The sequence below is a fragment of the Nocardioides seonyuensis genome, from assembly GCF_004683965.1.
GTDB classification, from domain to species: Bacteria; Actinomycetota; Actinomycetes; order Propionibacteriales; family Nocardioidaceae; genus Nocardioides; species Nocardioides seonyuensis.
The window spans coordinates 446,779-464,773 of record NZ_CP038436.1 but is presented as its reverse complement, the minus strand read 5'-3'; the positions used below and the strand labels follow the sequence as shown (position 1 = coordinate 464,773).

Annotated in this window: 20 protein-coding genes; 11 read left to right on the top strand and 9 right to left on the bottom strand. The window is 70.6% G+C overall.

Annotated features, from left to right (window positions below):
* Positions 1–2: 2 nt before the first annotated feature.
* Positions 3–833 (bottom strand): helix-turn-helix domain-containing GNAT family N-acetyltransferase, encoded by an 831-nt coding sequence (locus tag EXE58_RS02315; RefSeq protein WP_244242384.1) that lies wholly within the window; start codon positions 831–833, stop codon positions 3–5.
* Positions 834–926: 93 nt separating this feature from the next.
* On the opposite strand from EXE58_RS02315, the gene EXE58_RS02310 reads away from it, so the two are divergent.
* Together EXE58_RS02310 and EXE58_RS02305 are read left to right on the top strand one after the other, a co-directional pair.
* Positions 927–2,285: an FAD-dependent oxidoreductase gene (locus EXE58_RS02310; RefSeq protein WP_135266389.1), complete on the top strand. Its 1,359-nt coding sequence runs from the start codon at positions 927–929 to the stop codon at positions 2,283–2,285.
* Positions 2,282–3,538, top strand: a complete 1,257-nt coding sequence (locus EXE58_RS02305) for an MFS transporter (RefSeq protein WP_135266388.1) — start codon at positions 2,282–2,284, stop codon at positions 3,536–3,538. Before EXE58_RS02310 ends, EXE58_RS02305 begins: the two co-directional genes overlap by 4 nt.
* A 60-nt stretch (positions 3,539–3,598) precedes the next feature.
* On the opposite strand, the gene EXE58_RS02300 is transcribed toward EXE58_RS02305, so the two are convergent.
* From EXE58_RS02300 to EXE58_RS02270, 7 genes are all read right to left on the bottom strand, one after another.
* Positions 3,599–4,048, bottom strand: coding sequence for an arsenate-mycothiol transferase ArsC (locus EXE58_RS02300; RefSeq protein ID WP_135266387.1), 450 nt, complete (start codon positions 4,046–4,048; stop codon positions 3,599–3,601).
* Entirely contained in the window at positions 4,045–5,169 is a 1,125-nt protein-coding gene (arsB, locus tag EXE58_RS02295; protein WP_244242383.1) for an ACR3 family arsenite efflux transporter, read from the bottom strand. The genes EXE58_RS02300 and arsB overlap by 4 nt, the downstream gene beginning before the upstream one ends.
* Entirely contained in the window at positions 5,166–5,558 is a 393-nt protein-coding gene (locus EXE58_RS02290; RefSeq protein WP_135266386.1) for an ArsR/SmtB family transcription factor, read from the bottom strand. The genes arsB and EXE58_RS02290 overlap by 4 nt, the downstream gene beginning before the upstream one ends.
* A 167-nt stretch (positions 5,559–5,725) precedes the next feature.
* Positions 5,726–7,933 (bottom strand): MMPL family transporter, encoded by a 2,208-nt coding sequence (locus EXE58_RS02285; RefSeq protein ID WP_135266385.1) that lies wholly within the window; start codon positions 7,931–7,933, stop codon positions 5,726–5,728.
* A gap of 62 nt (positions 7,934–7,995) precedes the next feature.
* Entirely contained in the window at positions 7,996–8,817 is an 822-nt protein-coding gene (locus EXE58_RS02280; RefSeq protein ID WP_135266384.1) for a sulfite exporter TauE/SafE family protein, read from the bottom strand.
* A gap of 1 nt (position 8,818) precedes the next feature.
* A complete protein-coding gene (locus tag EXE58_RS02275) occupies positions 8,819–10,219 on the bottom strand; it encodes an MBL fold metallo-hydrolase (RefSeq protein ID WP_167288630.1) in 1,401 nt (466 codons plus the stop codon).
* Positions 10,220–10,260: 41 nt separating this feature from the next.
* Entirely contained in the window at positions 10,261–10,593 is a 333-nt protein-coding gene (locus EXE58_RS02270; RefSeq protein WP_135266382.1) for a rhodanese-like domain-containing protein, read from the bottom strand.
* 216 nt (positions 10,594–10,809) lie between these two features.
* Here EXE58_RS02270 and trxA point away from each other — a divergent pair, with 216 nt between their 5' ends.
* The 7 genes from trxA (at position 10,810) to EXE58_RS02235 (ending at position 15,936) form a co-directional block, all read left to right on the top strand.
* On the top strand, positions 10,810–11,172 hold the full coding sequence (trxA, locus tag EXE58_RS02265) for a thioredoxin (RefSeq protein ID WP_135266381.1): 363 nt from the start codon (positions 10,810–10,812) through the stop codon (positions 11,170–11,172).
* Positions 11,172–11,582 (top strand): DUF302 domain-containing protein, encoded by a 411-nt coding sequence (locus EXE58_RS02260; protein ID WP_135266380.1) that lies wholly within the window; start codon positions 11,172–11,174, stop codon positions 11,580–11,582. The genes trxA and EXE58_RS02260 overlap by 1 nt, the downstream gene beginning before the upstream one ends.
* Positions 11,582–11,845 carry a metal-sensitive transcriptional regulator gene (locus EXE58_RS02255; protein ID WP_135266379.1) on the top strand — a complete coding sequence of 88 codons (264 nt, stop codon included), beginning with the start codon at positions 11,582–11,584 and terminating at the stop codon, positions 11,843–11,845. Before EXE58_RS02260 ends, EXE58_RS02255 begins: the two co-directional genes overlap by 1 nt.
* 90 nt (positions 11,846–11,935) lie before the next feature.
* Positions 11,936–12,361: a Fur family transcriptional regulator gene (locus EXE58_RS02250; RefSeq protein WP_135266378.1), complete on the top strand. Its 426-nt coding sequence runs from the start codon at positions 11,936–11,938 to the stop codon at positions 12,359–12,361.
* 58 nt (positions 12,362–12,419) lie between these two features.
* Complete coding sequence (katG, locus tag EXE58_RS02245; RefSeq protein WP_135266377.1) at positions 12,420–14,705, top strand: catalase/peroxidase HPI; 2,286 nt, start codon at positions 12,420–12,422, stop codon at positions 14,703–14,705.
* Positions 14,706–14,722: 17 nt separating this feature from the next.
* Positions 14,723–15,355 (top strand): transglutaminase-like domain-containing protein, encoded by a 633-nt coding sequence (locus EXE58_RS02240; protein ID WP_135266376.1) that lies wholly within the window; start codon positions 14,723–14,725, stop codon positions 15,353–15,355.
* 188 nt (positions 15,356–15,543) lie between these two features.
* Complete coding sequence (locus EXE58_RS02235; protein ID WP_135266375.1) at positions 15,544–15,936, top strand: hypothetical protein; 393 nt, start codon at positions 15,544–15,546, stop codon at positions 15,934–15,936.
* A 26-nt stretch (positions 15,937–15,962) separates the two neighbouring features.
* Here the strand turns inward: EXE58_RS02235 and EXE58_RS02230 are convergent, their stop codons facing one another.
* A complete protein-coding gene (locus tag EXE58_RS02230; protein WP_208544101.1) occupies positions 15,963–16,583 on the bottom strand; it encodes an MSMEG_6728 family protein in 621 nt (206 codons plus the stop codon).
* Between the two features lie 88 nt (positions 16,584–16,671).
* On the opposite strand from EXE58_RS02230, the gene EXE58_RS02225 reads away from it, so the two are divergent.
* Entirely contained in the window at positions 16,672–17,013 is a 342-nt protein-coding gene (locus tag EXE58_RS02225) for a PadR family transcriptional regulator (protein WP_135266374.1), read from the top strand.
* Positions 17,010–17,978, top strand: a complete 969-nt coding sequence (locus EXE58_RS02220; RefSeq protein WP_135266373.1) for a permease prefix domain 1-containing protein — start codon at positions 17,010–17,012, stop codon at positions 17,976–17,978. The genes EXE58_RS02225 and EXE58_RS02220 overlap by 4 nt, the downstream gene beginning before the upstream one ends.
* The last annotated feature ends 17 nt before the right edge of the window (positions 17,979–17,995 follow it).

The window sequence follows — 17,995 nt, the reverse complement described above, 5'->3', positions numbered from 1 at the left end:
CTCTAGGTGACGTCGCTGCGGCGCTCGAGCAGCACGGTGTCGCGCCAGACGCCGTCGAGCTGGGCGATGCGGGTGCGTACGGCGAGGGTGCGGTAGCCGGCGGAGTGGTGCAGCGCCAGGCTCGCCCTGTTCTCGGGGAAGATGGACGTCTGCAGGGTCCACATGCCCGCCTTGTCGGCCTCGGTGACCTGGGTGAACAGCAACGCCTTGCCGACGCCGCGTCCGCGAGCCCGTTCGGCGACGTAGACCGACGTCTCGCCAACGCCTGCGTAGCACTCGCGCGCGGACACGGGCACCACCGCAGTCCACCCGACGACCTCGCCGTCGAGCTCGGCCACCCAGGCCAGGTCGGGAAGCCACCGCTTCGACAGCTCGTCGGCGGTGGGCACGGTGGTCTCGAACGTGGCGTTGCGGGTGGCCAGTCCTTCGGCGTAGATGGCGAGCACGGCGTCCATGTCTGCCGGATCGACCGGGCGGGTGGCGACGTCGGCGGGCAGGTCCTCGGGGCAGCACGGCGGGGAGGACAAGGTGCCCATGACGACGTCGGCGGCGTGGGGAAGCCCGGTGCAGCAGGCCGCGTTGACCGAGACCATGCTCGACGTCCCGATCTTGTCGACCGCGACGAAGCCGACCTTCCGGAGCAGCTCGACGTGGTGCGAACAGGTGGACTGACTGATGCCCAGGGCGGCGGCCAGGTCGCCGACGCGCATGGCCGAGGTCGGCGAGGTCGACAAGGTGTGGAGGAGTCGCACCCGAGTGGGGTCGGCCAGGACCGCGAACCACTCGGCGTAGTTCTCCGCGTCGGTCCTGTCCAGGGCGGTCGTCGAGCTCATGGCCGAAGAATACCTTGCCTTCATCGACATCGGTCGATACAGTTCCTTCATCGACAACCGTCGATAGATGGATCGAAGCCTGAGGAGACAGTCATGCAGCACCCCGTGGTCATCATCGGAGCCGGGCCCATCGGGTTGGCCGCCGCTGCCAACGCCGCCGAGCGCGGGATGGACTTCGTGGTCCTCGAGGCCGGGGCGGGTGCCGGCTCGAGCGTGGGGGAGTGGGCGCACGTGCGGCTGTTCTCGTCGTGGTCCGAGCTCGTCGACCCCGCTGCCCGGCGCCTCCTGGACGCGGCCGGCACGTGGGCCGCACCCGACGACGGCGCCTACCCCACCGGCGGGGAGTGGCGCTCGGCCTACCTCCAGCCGCTGGCCGACGTGCTGGGCGGGGTCGAGGGTGGATCGGTCCGCTACCACAGCCGCGTGGTCGGTGTGGGCCGCGCCGGCCGGGACCTGATGGTCGACTCCGGCCGCGAGGGTGACCCGTTCGCCGTACACGTCGAGGGCCCCGACGGTGCCGAGCGGCTGCTCGCCAGCGCCGTGGTCGACGCCTCCGGCACCTGGACCCGGCCCAACCCGCTGGGCGCCGACGGCTACCCGGCCCTGGGCGAGAGGGAGAACGCCACGCGCATCACCTACGGCATCCCCGACCTCGCCGACCCGGCGGTCGCCGCTCGCTACGCCGGCAAGCACGTGGCCGTCGCCGGCAAGGGCGCCTCCGCGCAGGGAGTGCTCGTCGGGCTCGCCAGGCTGGGGAGGTCCGAACCCCGCACGCGGGTCTCGTGGCTGCTGCGCCGACCGTCCGTCGGCGACGCCTTCGGCGGCGGTGACAACGACCAGCTCGAGCAGCGCGGCAAGCTCGGCCAAGACGCCAAGGCAGCCGCCTCGAGCGGGCTCGTGACCGACGTGACCCAGTTCCGCACCGAGTCCGTCACCGCACAGGTGGACGGCCGCCTGATGATCACCTCGACCAACGGCCGGCAGGTGGTCGACGTCGACGAGGTCATCGTGGTCACCGGCTTCCGGCCCGACTTCGAGTTCCTCTCCGAGGTGCGCCTCGACCTCGACCCCGCCCTCGGCGCGGCCCGCGTCCTGGCCGACCAGATCCACCCCGACCACCACAGCTGTGGTGACGTGGCCCCCCACGGCTACAAGGAGCTGACCCAGCCGGAGGGCAACCTCTTCCTCGTCGGCATGAAGTCCTACGGTCGGGCGCCGTCGTTCCTGGCCATGACCGGCTACGAGCAGGTCCGCTCCGTCATGGCCGCCCTGGACGGCGACCTCGAGGCCGCGGGACGCGTCGAGCTGGTTCTCCCCGAGACCGGGGTGTGCAACGGCGCCGGTGCGTTCGACGATGCCGACGCCCTGGCGGTGGTGGGTGCTGGTGGTGGCTGCTGCGGTACGACGACCGCGGAGCCCGAGCTGATCACCCTCGGTCGCCCCGGGCAGTGACCGGGACGGCGACGCACAGCCCACGCGCGGAGCCCGGCGCTCTCGATGCTGCCGGGCTGCGGCGCGTCGTCACCGTGCTCAGCACCGTCCAGATCGTCTCCTGGGGGGTCCTGTACTACGCGTTCGCGGCGCTCCAGTCGTCGATCGCCAGCGACACCGGCTGGTCGAGCGTCGCGATCACCGGAGCGTTCTCGCTGGCCCAGCTCGTCTCGGGCGGGGTCGGGATCTGGGTCGGGGGGCACCTCGACGTCCACGGGCCCCGCCGCGTCATGACTGCTGCCTCGCTGCTGGCGGTTCCCGGCGTGCTCGGCGTGGCACTGGCCCCGAACCTGGTGGTGTTCTACCTCGGCTGGGTGGTCACCGGGGCAGCGATGGCCGGCACGCTCTATCCACCTGCGTTCGCCGCGCTCACGCGGTGGGGAGGCGCGCGACGTGTGCGTGCACTCACGACGCTGACGCTCGTCGCCGGACTCGCCAGCACCGTGTTCGCACCCCTGGCTGTCGCCCTCGACGACGCCCTGGGGTGGCGGCAGGCCTACCTCGTGCTCCTGACCGGTCTGGCGATCGTCACCGTGCCGCTGCACTGGTGGGGCCTCGACCATCCCTGGGGCCCGGTGCGTCACGCGGATGGCGGCGAGCACGTGGCGTCGTACGCCAGGTTGTCGGCAGCCGCCGTCGCACGCAGCGGCCCGTTCATGCTCCTGACCGCGGCCAGCGCGCTGACGGCCCTCTCGGTGTTCGCCGTCGTGATCAATCTGGTGCCGATGCTGGTCGAGCAGGGCCTGAGCAGGAACCTCGCCGCCTGGGCCCTCGGGCTCGGGGGAGCCGGGCAGGTCCTGGGGCGCCTGGGATACGCACGCTTCGCTGCTGCCACGTCCGTGACCGCCCGAGGAGTGGTGGTGCTGGCCGGGGTCGCGCTCGCCACTGCGGCTCTCGCCCTTGCGCCGCCTTCTGCGGGCCTGCTCATCGCGCTCAGCATGCTGCTGGGCCTCGCCCGCGGGATCTACACGCTCGTCCAGGCCACCGCGGTGACCGACCGCTGGGGCCCGGCCTCCTACGGTGCCCTGAACGGTCTCCTCACGGCGCCTGCACTGGTCGCCGCAGCGTCGGCGCCGTTCGCCGGGGCACTGCTGGCCCACCTGCTCGGCTCCTACGCCGCGGCGTTCATGGTCTTCGCCGCGCTGGCGGGCGTGGCGGCCGTGCTGATGGCGTACGCCACCCCGCGGCGGGAACCGTCACCTTCTCTGCGGTGACTTGCCGACAGTGGAGCCTGAGGCCGCTAGGTCCGGCCAGCGGCTCCACTGTCGCCGGGCTCAGCGTTGCGCCAGCACCGACGGCGGAAGCTCGATGTCGGGATTGAGCTCGACGAGCAGGTCCCGGACCCGGCCGTCGAGGTCGGCGATGATCTCGCGGACCGTGTCCTCGTCCTGTCCGCCCGGGTCGGCGACCGGCCAGTCGACGTACTTCACGCCGGGGACGTAGGGGCACTCCTCGCCGCAGCCCAGGGTGATCGCCATGGTGCTGGCCGCGACGGTCTCGCGGGTCAGCAGCGTGGGCTGCTCCGCGGAGGTGTCGAGACCGAGCTGCTCCAGGACGGCGGCGACCTCGGGATGGATGTGGTCGCCGGGCTGGGTGCCGGCCGAGAGGGCGATGACGCGTCCGCCGGCGTAGTGCTCGGCCAGGACGCGACTGATCACCGAGCGACCGCCGTTGCGGACGCAGGCGAAGACGACCTGAGGGGGTGTCGAGCTGGTGGTGGTCATCGGGTCGCTCCTGGAGTGGTGGTGTGGTCGGTGGGGGTGGTGCGCTCGTGGAAGAACCTGCGTGCCCAGAGGCTGACGTAGACCAGCGCGATCAGGGCGGGGACCTCGATGAGCGGGCCGACGACACCGGCGAGGGCCTGGCCGGAGGTGACGCCGAAGACGCCGATGGCCACGGCGATGGCGAGCTCGAAGTTGTTGCCGGCCGCCGTGAACGACACGGCCGTCGCGCGCTGGTAGTCGAAGCCGAGCGCCTTGGTGAGCAGCATCGAGCCACCCCACATCAGCGCGAAGTAGGCCAGCAGGGGAATGGCGATGCGGGCGACGTCGAGCGGCTTGCTGGTGATGGTGTCGCCCTGCAGCGCGAAGAGCAGGACGATGGTGAACAGCAGGCCGTAGAGCGCGGTCGGCCCGATCCTCGGCAGGAACGTCGACTCGTACCACTCGCGGCCCTTCGCCCGCTCGCCGAGCGTGCGGGTGAGGTAGCCGGCCAGCAACGGGATGCCCAGGAAGACCAGCACCGACTTCGCGATGCTCCACACCGACACGTCCAGCGCGGACTGGTCGAGGCCCAGCCAGCCCGGGAGGAGCTCGAGGTAGAAGTAGCCGAGGAAGGCGAACGCCAGGATCTGGAACACCGCGTTGATGGCGACGAGGATCGCGGCGGCTTCCCGGTCGCCGCAGGCGAGGTCGTTCCAGATGAGCACCATGGCGATGCAGCGGGCCAGGCCGACGATGATGAGGCCGGTGCGGTACTCCGGCAGGTCGGGCAGCAGCAGCCACGCCAAGGCGAACATCAGCGCCGGCCCGAGCACCCAGTTGAGGACGATCGAGGTGACGAGCATCCGGCCGTCGCTGGTGACGTGGCCCAACTCGTCGTACCGCACCTTCGCGAGGACGGGGTACATCATGATCAGCAGCCCGATCGCGATGGGCAGGGAGACCGACCCGACCTCGACGGCGGCGAGCGCGTCGTCGAGGCCCTCGACCAGGCGGCCCAGCAGCAGGCCGACGACCATGGCGACCCCGATCCACACCGGCAGGAAGCGATCGAGGGTGGAGAGGCGCTGCAGGACCGGGTCGGTGGACGCGCCCGAGGCGTTCTCGTGCACGGTGTCGCTCACGAGGGGGCCCCTTCCAGGGTCTTCGGGCTGGGTGCGGTGAAGAGGCTGCCGAGCGCGGCCATCGCCTCGGGGCGGGCGATGTAGTAGACCCAGGTGCCGCGCCTCTCGCGCTCCAGGAGACCGGCCTCGTGCAGGACCTTGAGGTGGTGGCTGATCGTGGGCTGGGAGAGGTCGAAGTGCGGGAGCAGGTCGCACACGCAGGCCTCGCCGCCCTCGTGGGACAGCACCAGCGACAGCAGCCGCAGGCGGGCGGGGTCGGCGATCGCCTTCAGCATGGGTACGACACCGTGGGCCTGCTCGGCGCTGATCGGCTCGCGGGCCAGTGGCACACAGCACGCCAATCCGTCGACCAGGGCGAGCAGGTCGGGACCTGCAGAGGACTTCGACATATCTCTATGTTGACAGATGTCGATGTCTTCGGCGAGCGGGGGTCAGTGGCTAGGCAACGACCCGCGGCGAGCAGATTCACCTGCGCGGAGGGCGGCCCGGGGAGCCGGGGGAGGCGTCCCCGGGCCGCGGGTGTGCCCGGGTGGGGGGAACCCGGGCGGTCTGGGGGTCAGTCGTGGGCGAAGGTGATGTCAGGCAGGACCTTCCTCAGCCAGGCCGGGCTGTACCACGCGGCGCGCCCGGTGAGGCGGAGCATCACGGGCAGGAGCACCAGGCGGACGAGGAAGGCGTCGAGCAGGACCGCGATGCCGAGGACGACACCCATCTCCTTGGGCGGGATGGGGCCGGACAGGGCGAAGGTGAAGAAGACCGCGACCATCACGGCACCGGCGGCGAAGATCACCCGTCCGGAGTGGGCCAGCGAGCCGACCATCGCATCCTTGGGGTCACCGGAGCGCTCGAAGTGCTCCTTCGCCGAGGCCAGCAGGAAGACCGTGTAGTCCATCGCGATGGCGAAGATCATCGCGAAGAAGAACACCGGTGCCCACGCATCCAGGAAGCCCTGGGACTCGAAGCCGAGCAGGTCGGCGCCGTACCCCTCCTGGAAGATGAGGCGGGCGACGCCGAACGCCGCCGCCGTCGACAGCAGGCTGGCGAGGGTGCCCAGCAGTGAGATCAGCGGAGCCTGCAGTGCCACGAGCAGCAGCAGGAAGCCGAGCACCAGGACCACGCCGATGACCAACGGCGTCGACTCGTCGAGCTGGGTCTTCAGGTCGAGGTTCTCCACCGCGGCGCCGCCCACGAGGGTGGAGTCGGGGAGGTCGGCACGGAGCCGGTCCACGGTGTCGCCGAGGGAGGGGTCGGAGGGGTCGACCGTCGGCACGGCCTGGACGAGCACGTAGCCCGAGTCGTCACCGGCGGGCATCGGTGACATGGCGCCGGAGATGCCGTCGTCCTCGGCGAGCACGGCACTGGTGGTGTCGGCGTCCGCCTTCTTGGCGACGATCTGCAGGGTGCCGGGTGCACCCTCGTCGAAGGACTCCTGGACACGGTCGTAGCCGACGCGTGCAGAGGCGTCCTCGGGAAGCACCTTGATCGAGGGCATGGCGGTCTGCAGGCCGAGGATCGGGGCGGCAAGGGCCAGGAGCACGACCAGCGAGGCGAGGCCCCAGGCGACGGGGCGCTTCCACAGGCGCTCGCCCCAGGCGGCGAACCTCGGAGAGCGGTGCTCGCCGGAGTGCGACCAGGGCAGCGCGCCCTTGTTGATGCGGTCGTCGAGCTTGAACAGCACGAGCGGCAGCAGCGTCAGGGTCGCGGCGAGCACGAAGACGACCGAGAGCATGATGCCGCCGGCCATGGACCGGAAGGACGGGGACGGCACGAGCATCACCGCGGAGAGCGAGATGAGCACGGTCAGCCCGGAGAGCAGGACGGCCTTGCCGGCGGTGTCCATGGTCTGGGAGACGGCCCACCGGCGGTGAGCGAGGTCTCGCACGGGGTCCTCGGAGCGGCGCGCGGCACGAGCGGCGCGGTAGCGGACGACGACGAAGAGCGCGTAGTCGATACCCAGGGCGAGGGCGAACATCATGGCGAAGTTCATCGCCCAGATGGAGACCGGGACGAGCTCGTTGATCAGCACCAGCGACCCCGCGGACGCGACCAGGCCGGCCAGGGTGAGGATCAGGGGCAGCCCGGCGGCCACGAGCGCGCCGAAGGCCAGCACGAGGATCGCCAGGGTGACCGGCCATGACATGAATTCCGACTTCAGCATCGCGTCGAGGTTGGCCTCGTTGAAGTCGCTCCACAGCAGGGACGACCCGGTCGGGTTGACCTCGACGGACCCGGTGGAGAGGTCCTGGAGCTCGCCCTTGATGCCGGTGGCGACCCGGACCATCTCGTTGGTGTCTGCTCCGGCGCCGGCGAGGATGATCGCGGTGTCGCCGTCCTGCGACAGCGTGGCACCGGGCATGGGCTGGAGGACGTCGGCGATGCGCGGCTCGTCCTCGAGCACGCGCGTGACCTCGGCGAGCACCTGCTTGCCCTCGCCCTCGGTGACGGGACCGTCCGCAGACTGGACCACGACCTGGATGGCGGAGGAGGCGTTGCCCCCGAAGTGCTCCCGGGCCAGCTCGCGCGCCTCGACGGACTCCGAGCCGTTCGCCTGCCAGCCGGCGCCGGAGAGGTTGTGCTCGACCTGGGGGGCGAACGCGCCGAGGCCGACGATCGCCAGCAACCACACGACGGTGACCAGCTTGACGTGCTCGGTGACCCAGACGCCCAGGCGACCCAGCGGTCCGGGGGTGTGGGCGACGTGGTGCCCCGTGTCGTCGGGCGGCGTGGGCGCCGTCGGGGGCGGGAAGGCAGCGGTCGTGCTCATGGATGTCCGTTCTGTGGGCATGCGGAAGTTCCGCGGGTGTGATGGGCGGGAGAGAGGGGGAGTCAGACGAGGGCTGGAAGGGCTCGGGCGGCGGTGTAGACCGCGACGGCCAGGACGAGGGCGGTGAAGGCCAGCTGGAGCCGGCTGGTGTCGATCGGGTCGGCGAGTCGAGCACCGGCCACGGCCATCAGGGCGGAGACGGCTGTCAGGGCGAGGACCGGTCCCCAGTCCGGGCTCGAGCCCGACCCGGCGCGTACGACGAGCGCCGCGGCGCTGGTGATGGTGATGACCACCAGTGACGTGCCGGCGGCGTACTGCATCGGAAGCGCCAGCGCCAGCAGCAGGGCCGGTACGACGAGGAAGCCGCCGCCGACGCCGAGGAACCCGGTGAGCAGGCCGACAGCCGTGGCCGTCAGGAGCACCTTGAGGGCCCGTGGGCAGTTGCAGGCGAACGTGGGGCTGAAGGTGATGATGGGGTCGTCCAGCGCGGGACGCGCACCCGTCGGTTCGACGTCACGGTCGCGACCGAGCTGGCGCCAGGCCATCAGAGCGCCGACGAGGAGCATCAGGATCGCGAAGGCGGCCAGCAGGACGTCGTCGTCCACGTGTGCCGCAGCCTTCGCGCCGATCGCGGCGCCGCCGATCGCGACGGCACCAAACGCAACCCCGCGTCCGAGCAGCACGTTGCCCGCCCGGTGGGCAGTCGCCGCGCCGATCAGCGAGGTCACCCCGACCACCACCAGGGAGCCGGTGGTGGCCTGGGTCGCGGTCTGGCCCAGGAGATAGACCAGGACCGGGACCGCGAGGATGGATCCACCGCCGCCGAGCGCACCCAGCGAGAGGCCGATGAGCGCGCCGGCGGCGACGGCGAGGACGAGTGTCATCTCAGGCGCTCGAGCCGTTCTCGTCGCCGGGGCTCACCAGGTGCAGCCCCACCTTCTCCGCGTTCTCGAAGGAGTCGTCGACCGCCACGGGCGTGCGGCCGGCCGCATCGAGGAACGAGGCGGCCACGGAGGCGCGGTAGCCGCCGGCGCAGTGCACCCACACCTCGCCGGCCGGCACCTCTGCCACGCGGCGGGGGAGCTCGTGGATGGGGATGTTGACCGCACCGGCAACGGCGCTCTTGTCGTACTCGTCGGCACGCCGGACGTCGAGGACCACCACCTCGCGGTGGTGACGAACGTCGGCCAGGTCGGCGAACGTCGCGGTCGGGAAGGACGACAGCTCGCCGTCGGTCCAGTCCTGGGGACCGCCGGTGGCCTGGGCGGCCGGTCGGTCGATGCCGATGCGGACCAGCTCGCGCTGTGCCTGGGCGACGTCCTCGGGGGTCTCGCCGAGCAGGGTGACCGGTGTTCCCCAGTCGATGAGCCAGCCGAGGTAGGTGGCGAAGCCGCCGTCGAGACCGAAGTTGAAGGTGCCCGGTGCGTGGCCTGCGGCGAAGGCTGTGCGGTTGCGCAGGTCGACCACCCACTCACCGGCCTCGATCCGGCGGCGCAGCTCGTCGGCATCGGCGGCCGAGACCGGGGACAGGTCGGCGGCGCCGGGTCCGGCCGCGTTGGCCGGGCCCATGTGGGCGTAGTAGGCGGGCCATGCCCCCAGCCCGTCGAGGAGCTCCCGGACGTAGGTCTCCTCGTCCTGGGTCAGCACCGGGTTGGACTTCTTCTCCTGGCCGATCGTGGACTCGGTGGCGTCTGACTGGGTCGCCGAGCAGAACGAGCCGAAGCCATGGGTGGGGAAGACGCCGGCCTCGTCGGGCAGCTGCTCGGCGAGCTTGTGCGCGGACGCGTGCTGGTGGCGGACCAGGGCGTCGGTGTGCTCCTCGCCCAGCAGGTCGGGACGACCGGTGGCGCCGAAGAGCAGCGACCCGCCGGTGAAGACGGCGTACGGCTCGTCGCCGGTCGGGCCGGTCGTGGCGAGCGCGTAGGAGAGGTGGGTGAAGGTGTGACCGGGCGTGGCGATGGCCCGGACCTTCATCCGGTCACCGACGGCGACCGTCTCGCCGTCGGCGATGGGAGTCCGGTCGAACGACACGTCGTCCGCGCCGTTCACGTGATAGGCCGCGCCGGTGTGCTGCGCCAGGGCCAGTCCACCCGTGACGTAGTCGTTGTGGATGTGTGTCTCGAAGACGTCGAGCAGTCGGACGCGGTGCTCCTCGAGCAGCGCCAGGACGCGGTCGATGTCGCGCTGGGGGTCGACCACGAAGGCGACGTCGCCGTCATGGACCAGGTAGCTGCGGTCACCCAGGGAGGGCGTCTCGATCGGGATGATGGTCAGGTCGTCGGTCATGGTGCCCCCAGTCGTGGAGCGGGTGGTCGGGCTGTCGGACGTCATCGGCTGGTGGGGGCGCCGGTCTCGACGGGTCGGCCGGAGCGTGCCCAGGCCGCGGTGCCGCCGGCCACCGAGTAGGCGTCGTACCCACTGGCGACCAGCAGGTCGGTCATGGCGGCGCTGCGGTTGCCGCTCGCGCACACGACGTAGACCGGACGGGTCCGCTCGATCTCTGCAAGCCGGGACGGCAGCTGGCCCATCGGCACCAGCTGCGCGCCGGGCACGTGGCCGGCGACGTACTCGCCCGGCTCCCGGACATCGATCACGGTCGCCTGCTGCTCAGCCGCCTCGGCCAGCCGCGCGACGTCGATCTCGGGGGTGGACCTGCTCATGAATCCTGGACCTTCCTGGGGACTGCGGGTGAAAAGTCGGCACCCGATACCTCACCGGGTATTCGACGAGTCACAACCTAGACACCCCCGGGGGTATTCCTCAAGTCGGCGCAGGTCCCGTCGGGGCAGGCCCGGTGGAATACCGCCGGGGGTATGCTGGTTGTGCTGGCAGGCCCCAAGTGAGGAGCCGTTCCCACACCCATGGAGGAGAGCCGGATGGCAACCATCGACCTCGGTGCCGAGAACTTCGAGAGCACCGTCACCAGCAACGACATCGTCTTCGTCGACTTCTGGGCCTCCTGGTGCGGCCCGTGCCGGATGTTCGCGCCGGTCTACGAGAAGGCGTCCGAGGCCCACCCGGACATCGTCTTCGGCAAGGTGGACACGGAGGCCGAGCAGACTCTGGCCTCTGCTGCGCACATCAGCTCGATCCCGACCCTGATGGCGTTCAAGGGTGGCACCATGGTGTTCTCCCAGCCCGGCGCGCTTCCCGCCCCGGCGTTGGACCAGGTCATCGCCGCCGTGCGGGACCTCGACGTCGAGGCCGCCCTGGCCGAGCAGAGCAGGAGGAGCGCCTGATGAGCGACTACACCATCTCCACCACGCTGACCCAGCCGTACGACGACGCCGTCGAGGCGGTCCGGACGGCGCTCGGTGAGCAGGGGTTCGGCATCCTCACCGAGATCGACCTGAAGGCCACCCTGAAGGCCAAGCTCGACGTCGATGTTGCGCCGCAGGTCATCCTGGGTGCCTGCCGGCCGGCGCTGGCCTACGAGGCGCTCACCGCCGAGCCGTCCATCGCCGCGGTCCTGCCGTGCAACGTCGTCGTACGAGCGGTGGACGACACCACCACGGTCGTGGAGGCGTTCGACCCCGACGCCATGATGGGTCTTGCCGACAACGAGGCGCTGCACGCCGTCGCCGCCGACGCCAAGCAGCGGATCACTGCTGCACTCGCGTCTCTTGACGCCAACGAGGGAGACAACTGATGGAGCTGGACCCGAACGAGATGACCCCGGTCATCAACCGCATCAAGCGTGCCCGAGGCCAGCTCGACGGTGTGCTGCGCATGCTCGAGGACGGGCGCGACTGCGAGGACGTCGTCACCCAGCTCGCCGCCGTCTCGCGAGCCCTTGACCGGGCCGGCTTCGCCATCGTCGCGACCGGGCTCCAGCAGTGCCTGAGCAACGGTGACGACATGGACAGCGTCGACGTGAAGAAGATGGAGAAGCTCTTCCTCTCCCTCGCCTGACGACCAGCAAGGTCGCACACATGGACTGGCTCGCCGAATGAGTTCGCGCTCCAACTTGAATTGTTCAAGTAAAGGCGAGATGGTGGTTGCATGGACGCTGAGGTGCTGCTGCGAGAGAGCGGCCTTCGCGTGACGCAACCGCGCCTGGCGGTGCTGCGCGCGGTCGGCCAGGCCCCGCACGCCGACACGGCCACGGTCCTCAACGCGGTGCGCCGAGACCTCGTGAGCGTCTCCCACCAGGCGGTCTACAACGTCCTCGACGCCCTCACGGCTGCCGGCCTGGTCCGAAGGATCCAGCCTGCAGGCTCCCTGGCGCGCTACGAGCTGCGCCGCGGGGACAACCACCACCACGTGGTGTGCCGCTCCTGCGGTGCCGTCGCCGACGTCGACTGCGCCGTGGGCCACGTCCCCTGCCTGACCGCCTCCGACGACGCCGGCTTCGTGATCGACGAGGCCGAGGTCACCTACTGGGGCACCTGCCCCGCGTGCGCCGAGCCATCCCGGCCGAGCGCCTGATCCACCCAGCTCGAGTCCATCCCGTCCGAATCAGCCCGACCCAGCCGGAAGGAACACCATGACCGACCAGGACCACCCCGAGAGCCCGCAGGGCCTTGACCGCAAGGCGGAGGCCGGCTGCCCCGTCATGCACGACTCGGTCACCGCCGAGGGGAGCGAGAGCGAGAACCCCGCGATCGACTCGCCCACGCCGCAGACGGGCGGGCGCCCCCGGTCCAACAAGGACTGGTGGCCCGACATGCTCGACCTCAACGTGCTCCACGTCCACCCGCCGGCCGGCAACCCGCTGGGCACCGACTACAACTACCGCGAGGCCTTCGCCGAGCTCGACGTGGAGGCGCTCAAGCGCGACCTGGTCGAGACGATGCGCACCTCCCAGGACTGGTGGCCCGCCGACTTCGGGCACTACGGCGGCCTCATGGTCCGGATGAGCTGGCATGCCGCGGGCACCTACCGCGTCTTCGACGGCCGTGGCGGTGCCGGCGACGGCGGCCAGCGCTTCGCGCCCCTCAACTCATGGCCCGACAACGCCAACCTCGACAAGGCCCGCCGACTCCTGTGGCCGGTGAAGAAGAAGTACGGCCAGAAGATCTCGTGGGCCGACCTGATCGTCCTTGCCGGCACCGTGGCGATGGAGGACATGGGCTTCGAGAACTTCGGCTTCGCGTTCGGTCGCGAGGACGTCTGGGAGCCCGAGGAGATCTTCTGGGGTCCCGAGGACGCCTGGCTCGGCGACGAGCGCTACGCCGAGGGTGAGGAGCGCCAGCTCTCCGACCCGCTCGGCGCGGTCCAGATGGGGCTGATCTACGTCAACCCTGAGGGCCCGGCCGGCAACCCCGACCCGGTGGCCTCCGCGCGCGACATCCGCGAGACGTTCGCCCGGATGGCGATGAACGACGAGGAGACCGTCGCCCTCATCGCCGGCGGCCACACCTTCGGCAAGACCCACGGCAACGGCGACCCCGACCTGATCGGCCCGGAGCCCGAGGGCGCCCCGATCGAGAACCAGGGCCTGGGCTGGATCAGCAGCCACGGCACCGGCAAGGCCGGCGACACGATCACCTCGGGTCTCGAGGTCACCTGGACCTACCACCCGACCCGCTGGGACAACGAGTTCTTCCACATCCTCTACGCCTACGACTGGGAGCTCATGGAGTCCCCGGCCGGTGCCAAGCAGTGGCGTCCCAAGAACGGCGCCGGCTCCGACATGGTGCCCGGTGCCCACGAGGGCGACCCGCGCCGCGAGCCCCGCATGCTCACCTCCGACCTCGCGCTCCGCATGGACCCCGAGTACGACAAGATCTCGCGGCGCTTCAAGGAGAACCCCGAGGAGTTCCGCCTCGCCTTCGCCAAGGCCTGGTACAAGCTGCTCCACCGCGACATGGGCCCCGTCGGCCCCCACATGCTCGGCCCCTGGGTGCCCGAGCCGCAGATCTGGCAGGACCCCGTCCCGGCGGTCGACCACGAGCTGGTCGACGAGTCCGACATCGCCACGCTGAAGGACTCCCTCCTCGAGGCGCTCTCGGTGCCCGAGCTGGTGCGTACGGCGTGGGCGTCGGCGGCGAGCTTCCGTCGTACCGACAAGCGCGGCGGCGCCAACGGCGCCCGTATCCGCCTCGAGCCCATGCGCAGCTGGGCGGTCAACGAGCCCGACAGGCTCGCCGCGGCTCTCGAGGCCATCGAGCGGGTGCAGCGTGAGTTCAACGACGGGCAGTCCGGCGGGAAGCGGGTCTCCCTCGCCGACCTGATCGTCCTCGGCGGGAACGCCGCGGTCGAGAAGGCTGCGCGGGACGCCGGGGTCGAGGTCACCGTCCCGTTCACCCCGGGTCGCACCGATGCCACCCAGGAGCAGACCGAGGTCGAGTCGGTGCGCTACCTCGAGCCGCGCGCCGACGGCTTCCGCAACTACGTCCGCCCAGGCGAGAAGATGCGTCCCGAGACGCTCTTGGTCGACCGCGCCTACATGCTCGGACTCACGGCGCCCGAGATGACCGTCCTGGTCGGCGGCATGCGGGCCCTGGGTGGCAACGTGGGCGACACGGCCCATGGCGTGCTCACCGATCGCCCCGGGCAGCTGACGAACGACTTCTTCGTCAACCTGCTCTCTCCCGGCACGACCTGGAGGACCGCGCAGGAGGGCGAGCACGTCTACGACATCACCGACACGGCCAGCGGTGAGAAGAGGTGGACGGCCACGGCCGTCGACCTCGTCTTCGGCTCCAACTCCCAGCTGCGGGCCCTGTCCGAGGTCTACGCGAGCGACGACGCGCACGAGAAGTTCGTGAACGACTTCGCCGCGGCGTGGGCGAAGGTCATGGACAACGACCGCTTCGACCTGCGCTGAGGCCTAGCCTCGAGCGCATGACCGACGCGTCCTCGCCCCAGCTCGACGACGCCGATCCCACGGGGTTCCTGGGATCGGACGACATCATCCAGGCCGACCACCCGGCCGTCGTCGAGCTGGGGCGAGAGCTCCGTGGCCGAACAGGTTCGCCCGAGGAGCTCGCCGAGGCGGCGTTCACCTGGGTGCGTGACGAGGTCGACCACTCGTTCGACGCCCAGGACCGGCGCGTCACGCTGACCGCGTCCGAGGTGCTCGAGCACCGCGTGGGGCTGTGCTACGCCAAGTCCCACCTGCTCACTGCGCTGCTGCGCTCCCAGGGAGTGCCGACCGCCCTGTGCTACCAGCTGCTCGACGACGGCAGCGACGGCCTGGTCGTCCACGGGCTCGTGGCGGTGCACCTGCGCGGTGCGTGGCACCGCCTGGACCCTCGTGGCAACAAGGAAGGTGTCGATGCGCAGTTCTCGCTCGGTGACGAGCGGCTGGCCTGGAGCGTCGACCCCGAGCGTGGTGAGCGCGACTTCCCGACCCTGTACGCCGCTCCCGCGCCCTGCGTCGTTGAGGCGCTGCGCGGTGCCGAGGACATGCTCGACCTCTACGAGGGCGGCCTTCCGTCGTCGCTGCCCGACGTGCCGACACCCAGCGCCGTCTGAGCTCGAGGGCCCTGACTCTGGCGGCATCCGACATGGATTCGTCGCCGGCCGATGTCGTGTGCCGCCACCTTGGGGGTGACGCCGGAGCCACCAGACCACCCGATTCACGTCGTCTCCGTTCGGGTCCGACTCATGACACGGCGCCGGGGTGGTACAGCACTCAGGACCCCCAGACGAGGAGAACCCCGATGTTCCACAACGCTCGCCGTACCGCCGCCGTCGCCGTCACCGCCGTGATCGGCTCACCGCTTGCCCTCGCCGCCCCGGCGCCCGCCCTGGCAGACGTGGAGCGGCAGCGCGACTTCCGCGTCGCCGAGGCGAGGGTCGACTTCTCCGTGGAGAAGGAAGACGGCCGCTTCAAGGTCGAGGTCGACATCGACGAGGCGCTGCAGGGCACCAGGTGGCGCGTCACCCTCAGGCACGACGGCGAGCGCTTCCTGCAGACCGTCCGCACAGCCGACGACGACGGCGACGTCGAGATCGACCGCTCGCGGCGGGACACCCGCGGTGGTGACCGCTTCACCGTGACGGTGAAGAAGATCGCCGGGCCCGGCAAGTCGCGCACGCTCCGGATGCGCTGAGCCGGATGCGCTGAGTCGTCACGCCTTCACGGCGTGTCCCGGGCGTTGCGTCGGCGGGTCTCCCACGCACGCTTGGCGGCCCGGCTGCGTCGGCGGTGCTGGCGCTCTGCCTCCTCCTGCGCGCGCTCGGCGGCTCGCTGCGCGCGACGTACGACGTTCTCGGCGCGTCGCCGCTCTGCCTCGACGACGGCGGCAGAGCGGACCGGCCACACGTAGGGAAGGTCGTCCGGGACGTCGGTGAACTGGCTGCGGTAGTGGTCGGGGTCCTTGCGCAGCAGAGCGGAGCGGTGGCTGCGGTGCAGGTCCTCGTCGCCGAGCCACGGCGGCAGTGCGTCGGCGGAAGCCAGCTCGTCCTGGCTGCGCACCCGGTCCACACCTGCGGCAGCCAGGTCGGTGGCGATCGTGGCGGCACAGGTGTCGCCGAACCCCATCTCGGTCCACACCTCGCAGCACACGAAGCCGTAGCGCCCGAGAGCCTCCTCGAAGCCCTTCCACATCAAGGTGGCGGGGTGGTTTGCCCAGCCGTAGCCCGGCACCGTCAGCGCGCGCACGACCTGGATGGTCTCCACGCGCTGCTTGCCCAGACGCTTGGGGTCGAGCGCGCGTGCCGAGCGCTCGAAGTCGGCGTAGGGGAGGAACGTCTGCACCGTGCGACGGTATCCACGACGACGGAGGCTATACCGCACGATGCTGTGGACTGTTGCATTGGTGTGTGAGACACAGTAATGTGTGGGCATGGCAACCGCCGAGGACATCATCAGGACCCACCTGCAGGAGCTGCGTCGCGGCACCGTGGTGGTGGCCAGCCTGATCGCGCTGCGCGAGCCCGGCTACGGCTATGGCCTGCTCCAGCAGATGGCCGAGCACCGGTTCCCGGTGGACGCCAACACGCTCTACCCGCTGCTGAGGCGCCTCGAGGACCAGGGGCTGCTCACCAGCGAGTGGAACACCGAGGAGAGCCGGCCGCGCAAGGTCTACCGGACCAGTGCGAAGGGCGAGCAGGTGCTGCACCTGCTCCTTGAAGACATGCGAGCCGTGCAGGACTCGTTCACCAGCCTCATGGGGGAGGAAGCATGACAACCACATCGACCACCACGCTCACCGAGCGCTACGTCCAGGCCATGCTGCGCGAGGTGCCGGAGGATCGCCGTGCCGACCTGGGTGACGAGCTCCGCAGCACCATCGACGACATGATCGAGGGCCGTGTCGCTGCCGGCGAGCCGGCCGACGAGGCCGAGCGCGCGACACTCACCGAGCTGGGTGATCCGGCAGCGCTCGCCTCGCGATACACCGGTGCGCGGCTCCACCTGATCGGTCCTCGGTTCTTCCTGACGTGGAAGAGGCTCACCCTCCAGCTCCTCACCTGGGTTCCCGCGGTGGTCGCCACGGTGGTCGCCGCGATCCGGGTGCTCGACCACCACGAGAGCACCGTCGGTCAGGTGATCGTCGACGCCGGTGGAGCGGCCATCACGACCGCCGTGCAGATCGCCTTCTGGACGACCCTGGTCTTCGCCGTCCTCGAGCGTGTCGATGCCGACGAGCCGACCCCGTGGACGCCGGACGACCTTCCCGAGGGTGTCGGTGAGAGAGACCCGAGCTTCGTCGACACGGTCGGCTCGATCGCATGGAACCTCGTCGTCGCAGCCGCGCTGGTCATCCAGCACTTCCGTTCCTGGGTCGAGGGGCCTGACGGTGACGACGTGGCCATCCTCGATCCCGACCTGTGGTCAGGCTGGCTGCCGTTCCTGCTCCTCACCATCGCTGCCTTCGTCGCTCTCGAGGTGTGGAAGTACCGCCGCGGCTGGACCGCTGGCGTTGCCGCGGGGACCGTCGTGACATCGGTCGCCTTCTCCGCGCCGGTCGCGTGGCTGGCGATGGAGGACCGGCTGATCAACCCCACCTTCGTCGACGTGGTCGACCTGGGCAGCGCCGGTCAGGACCGCCTCGCCCTGGCGATCGCCGTGGGTGCCGCCCTGGTGGCGGTGTGGGAGAGCGCCGAGGCGGTCGTCAAGTGGTGGCGGACGCACCAGGGCCCGAGCTGAGATGACAGGCAGACTGG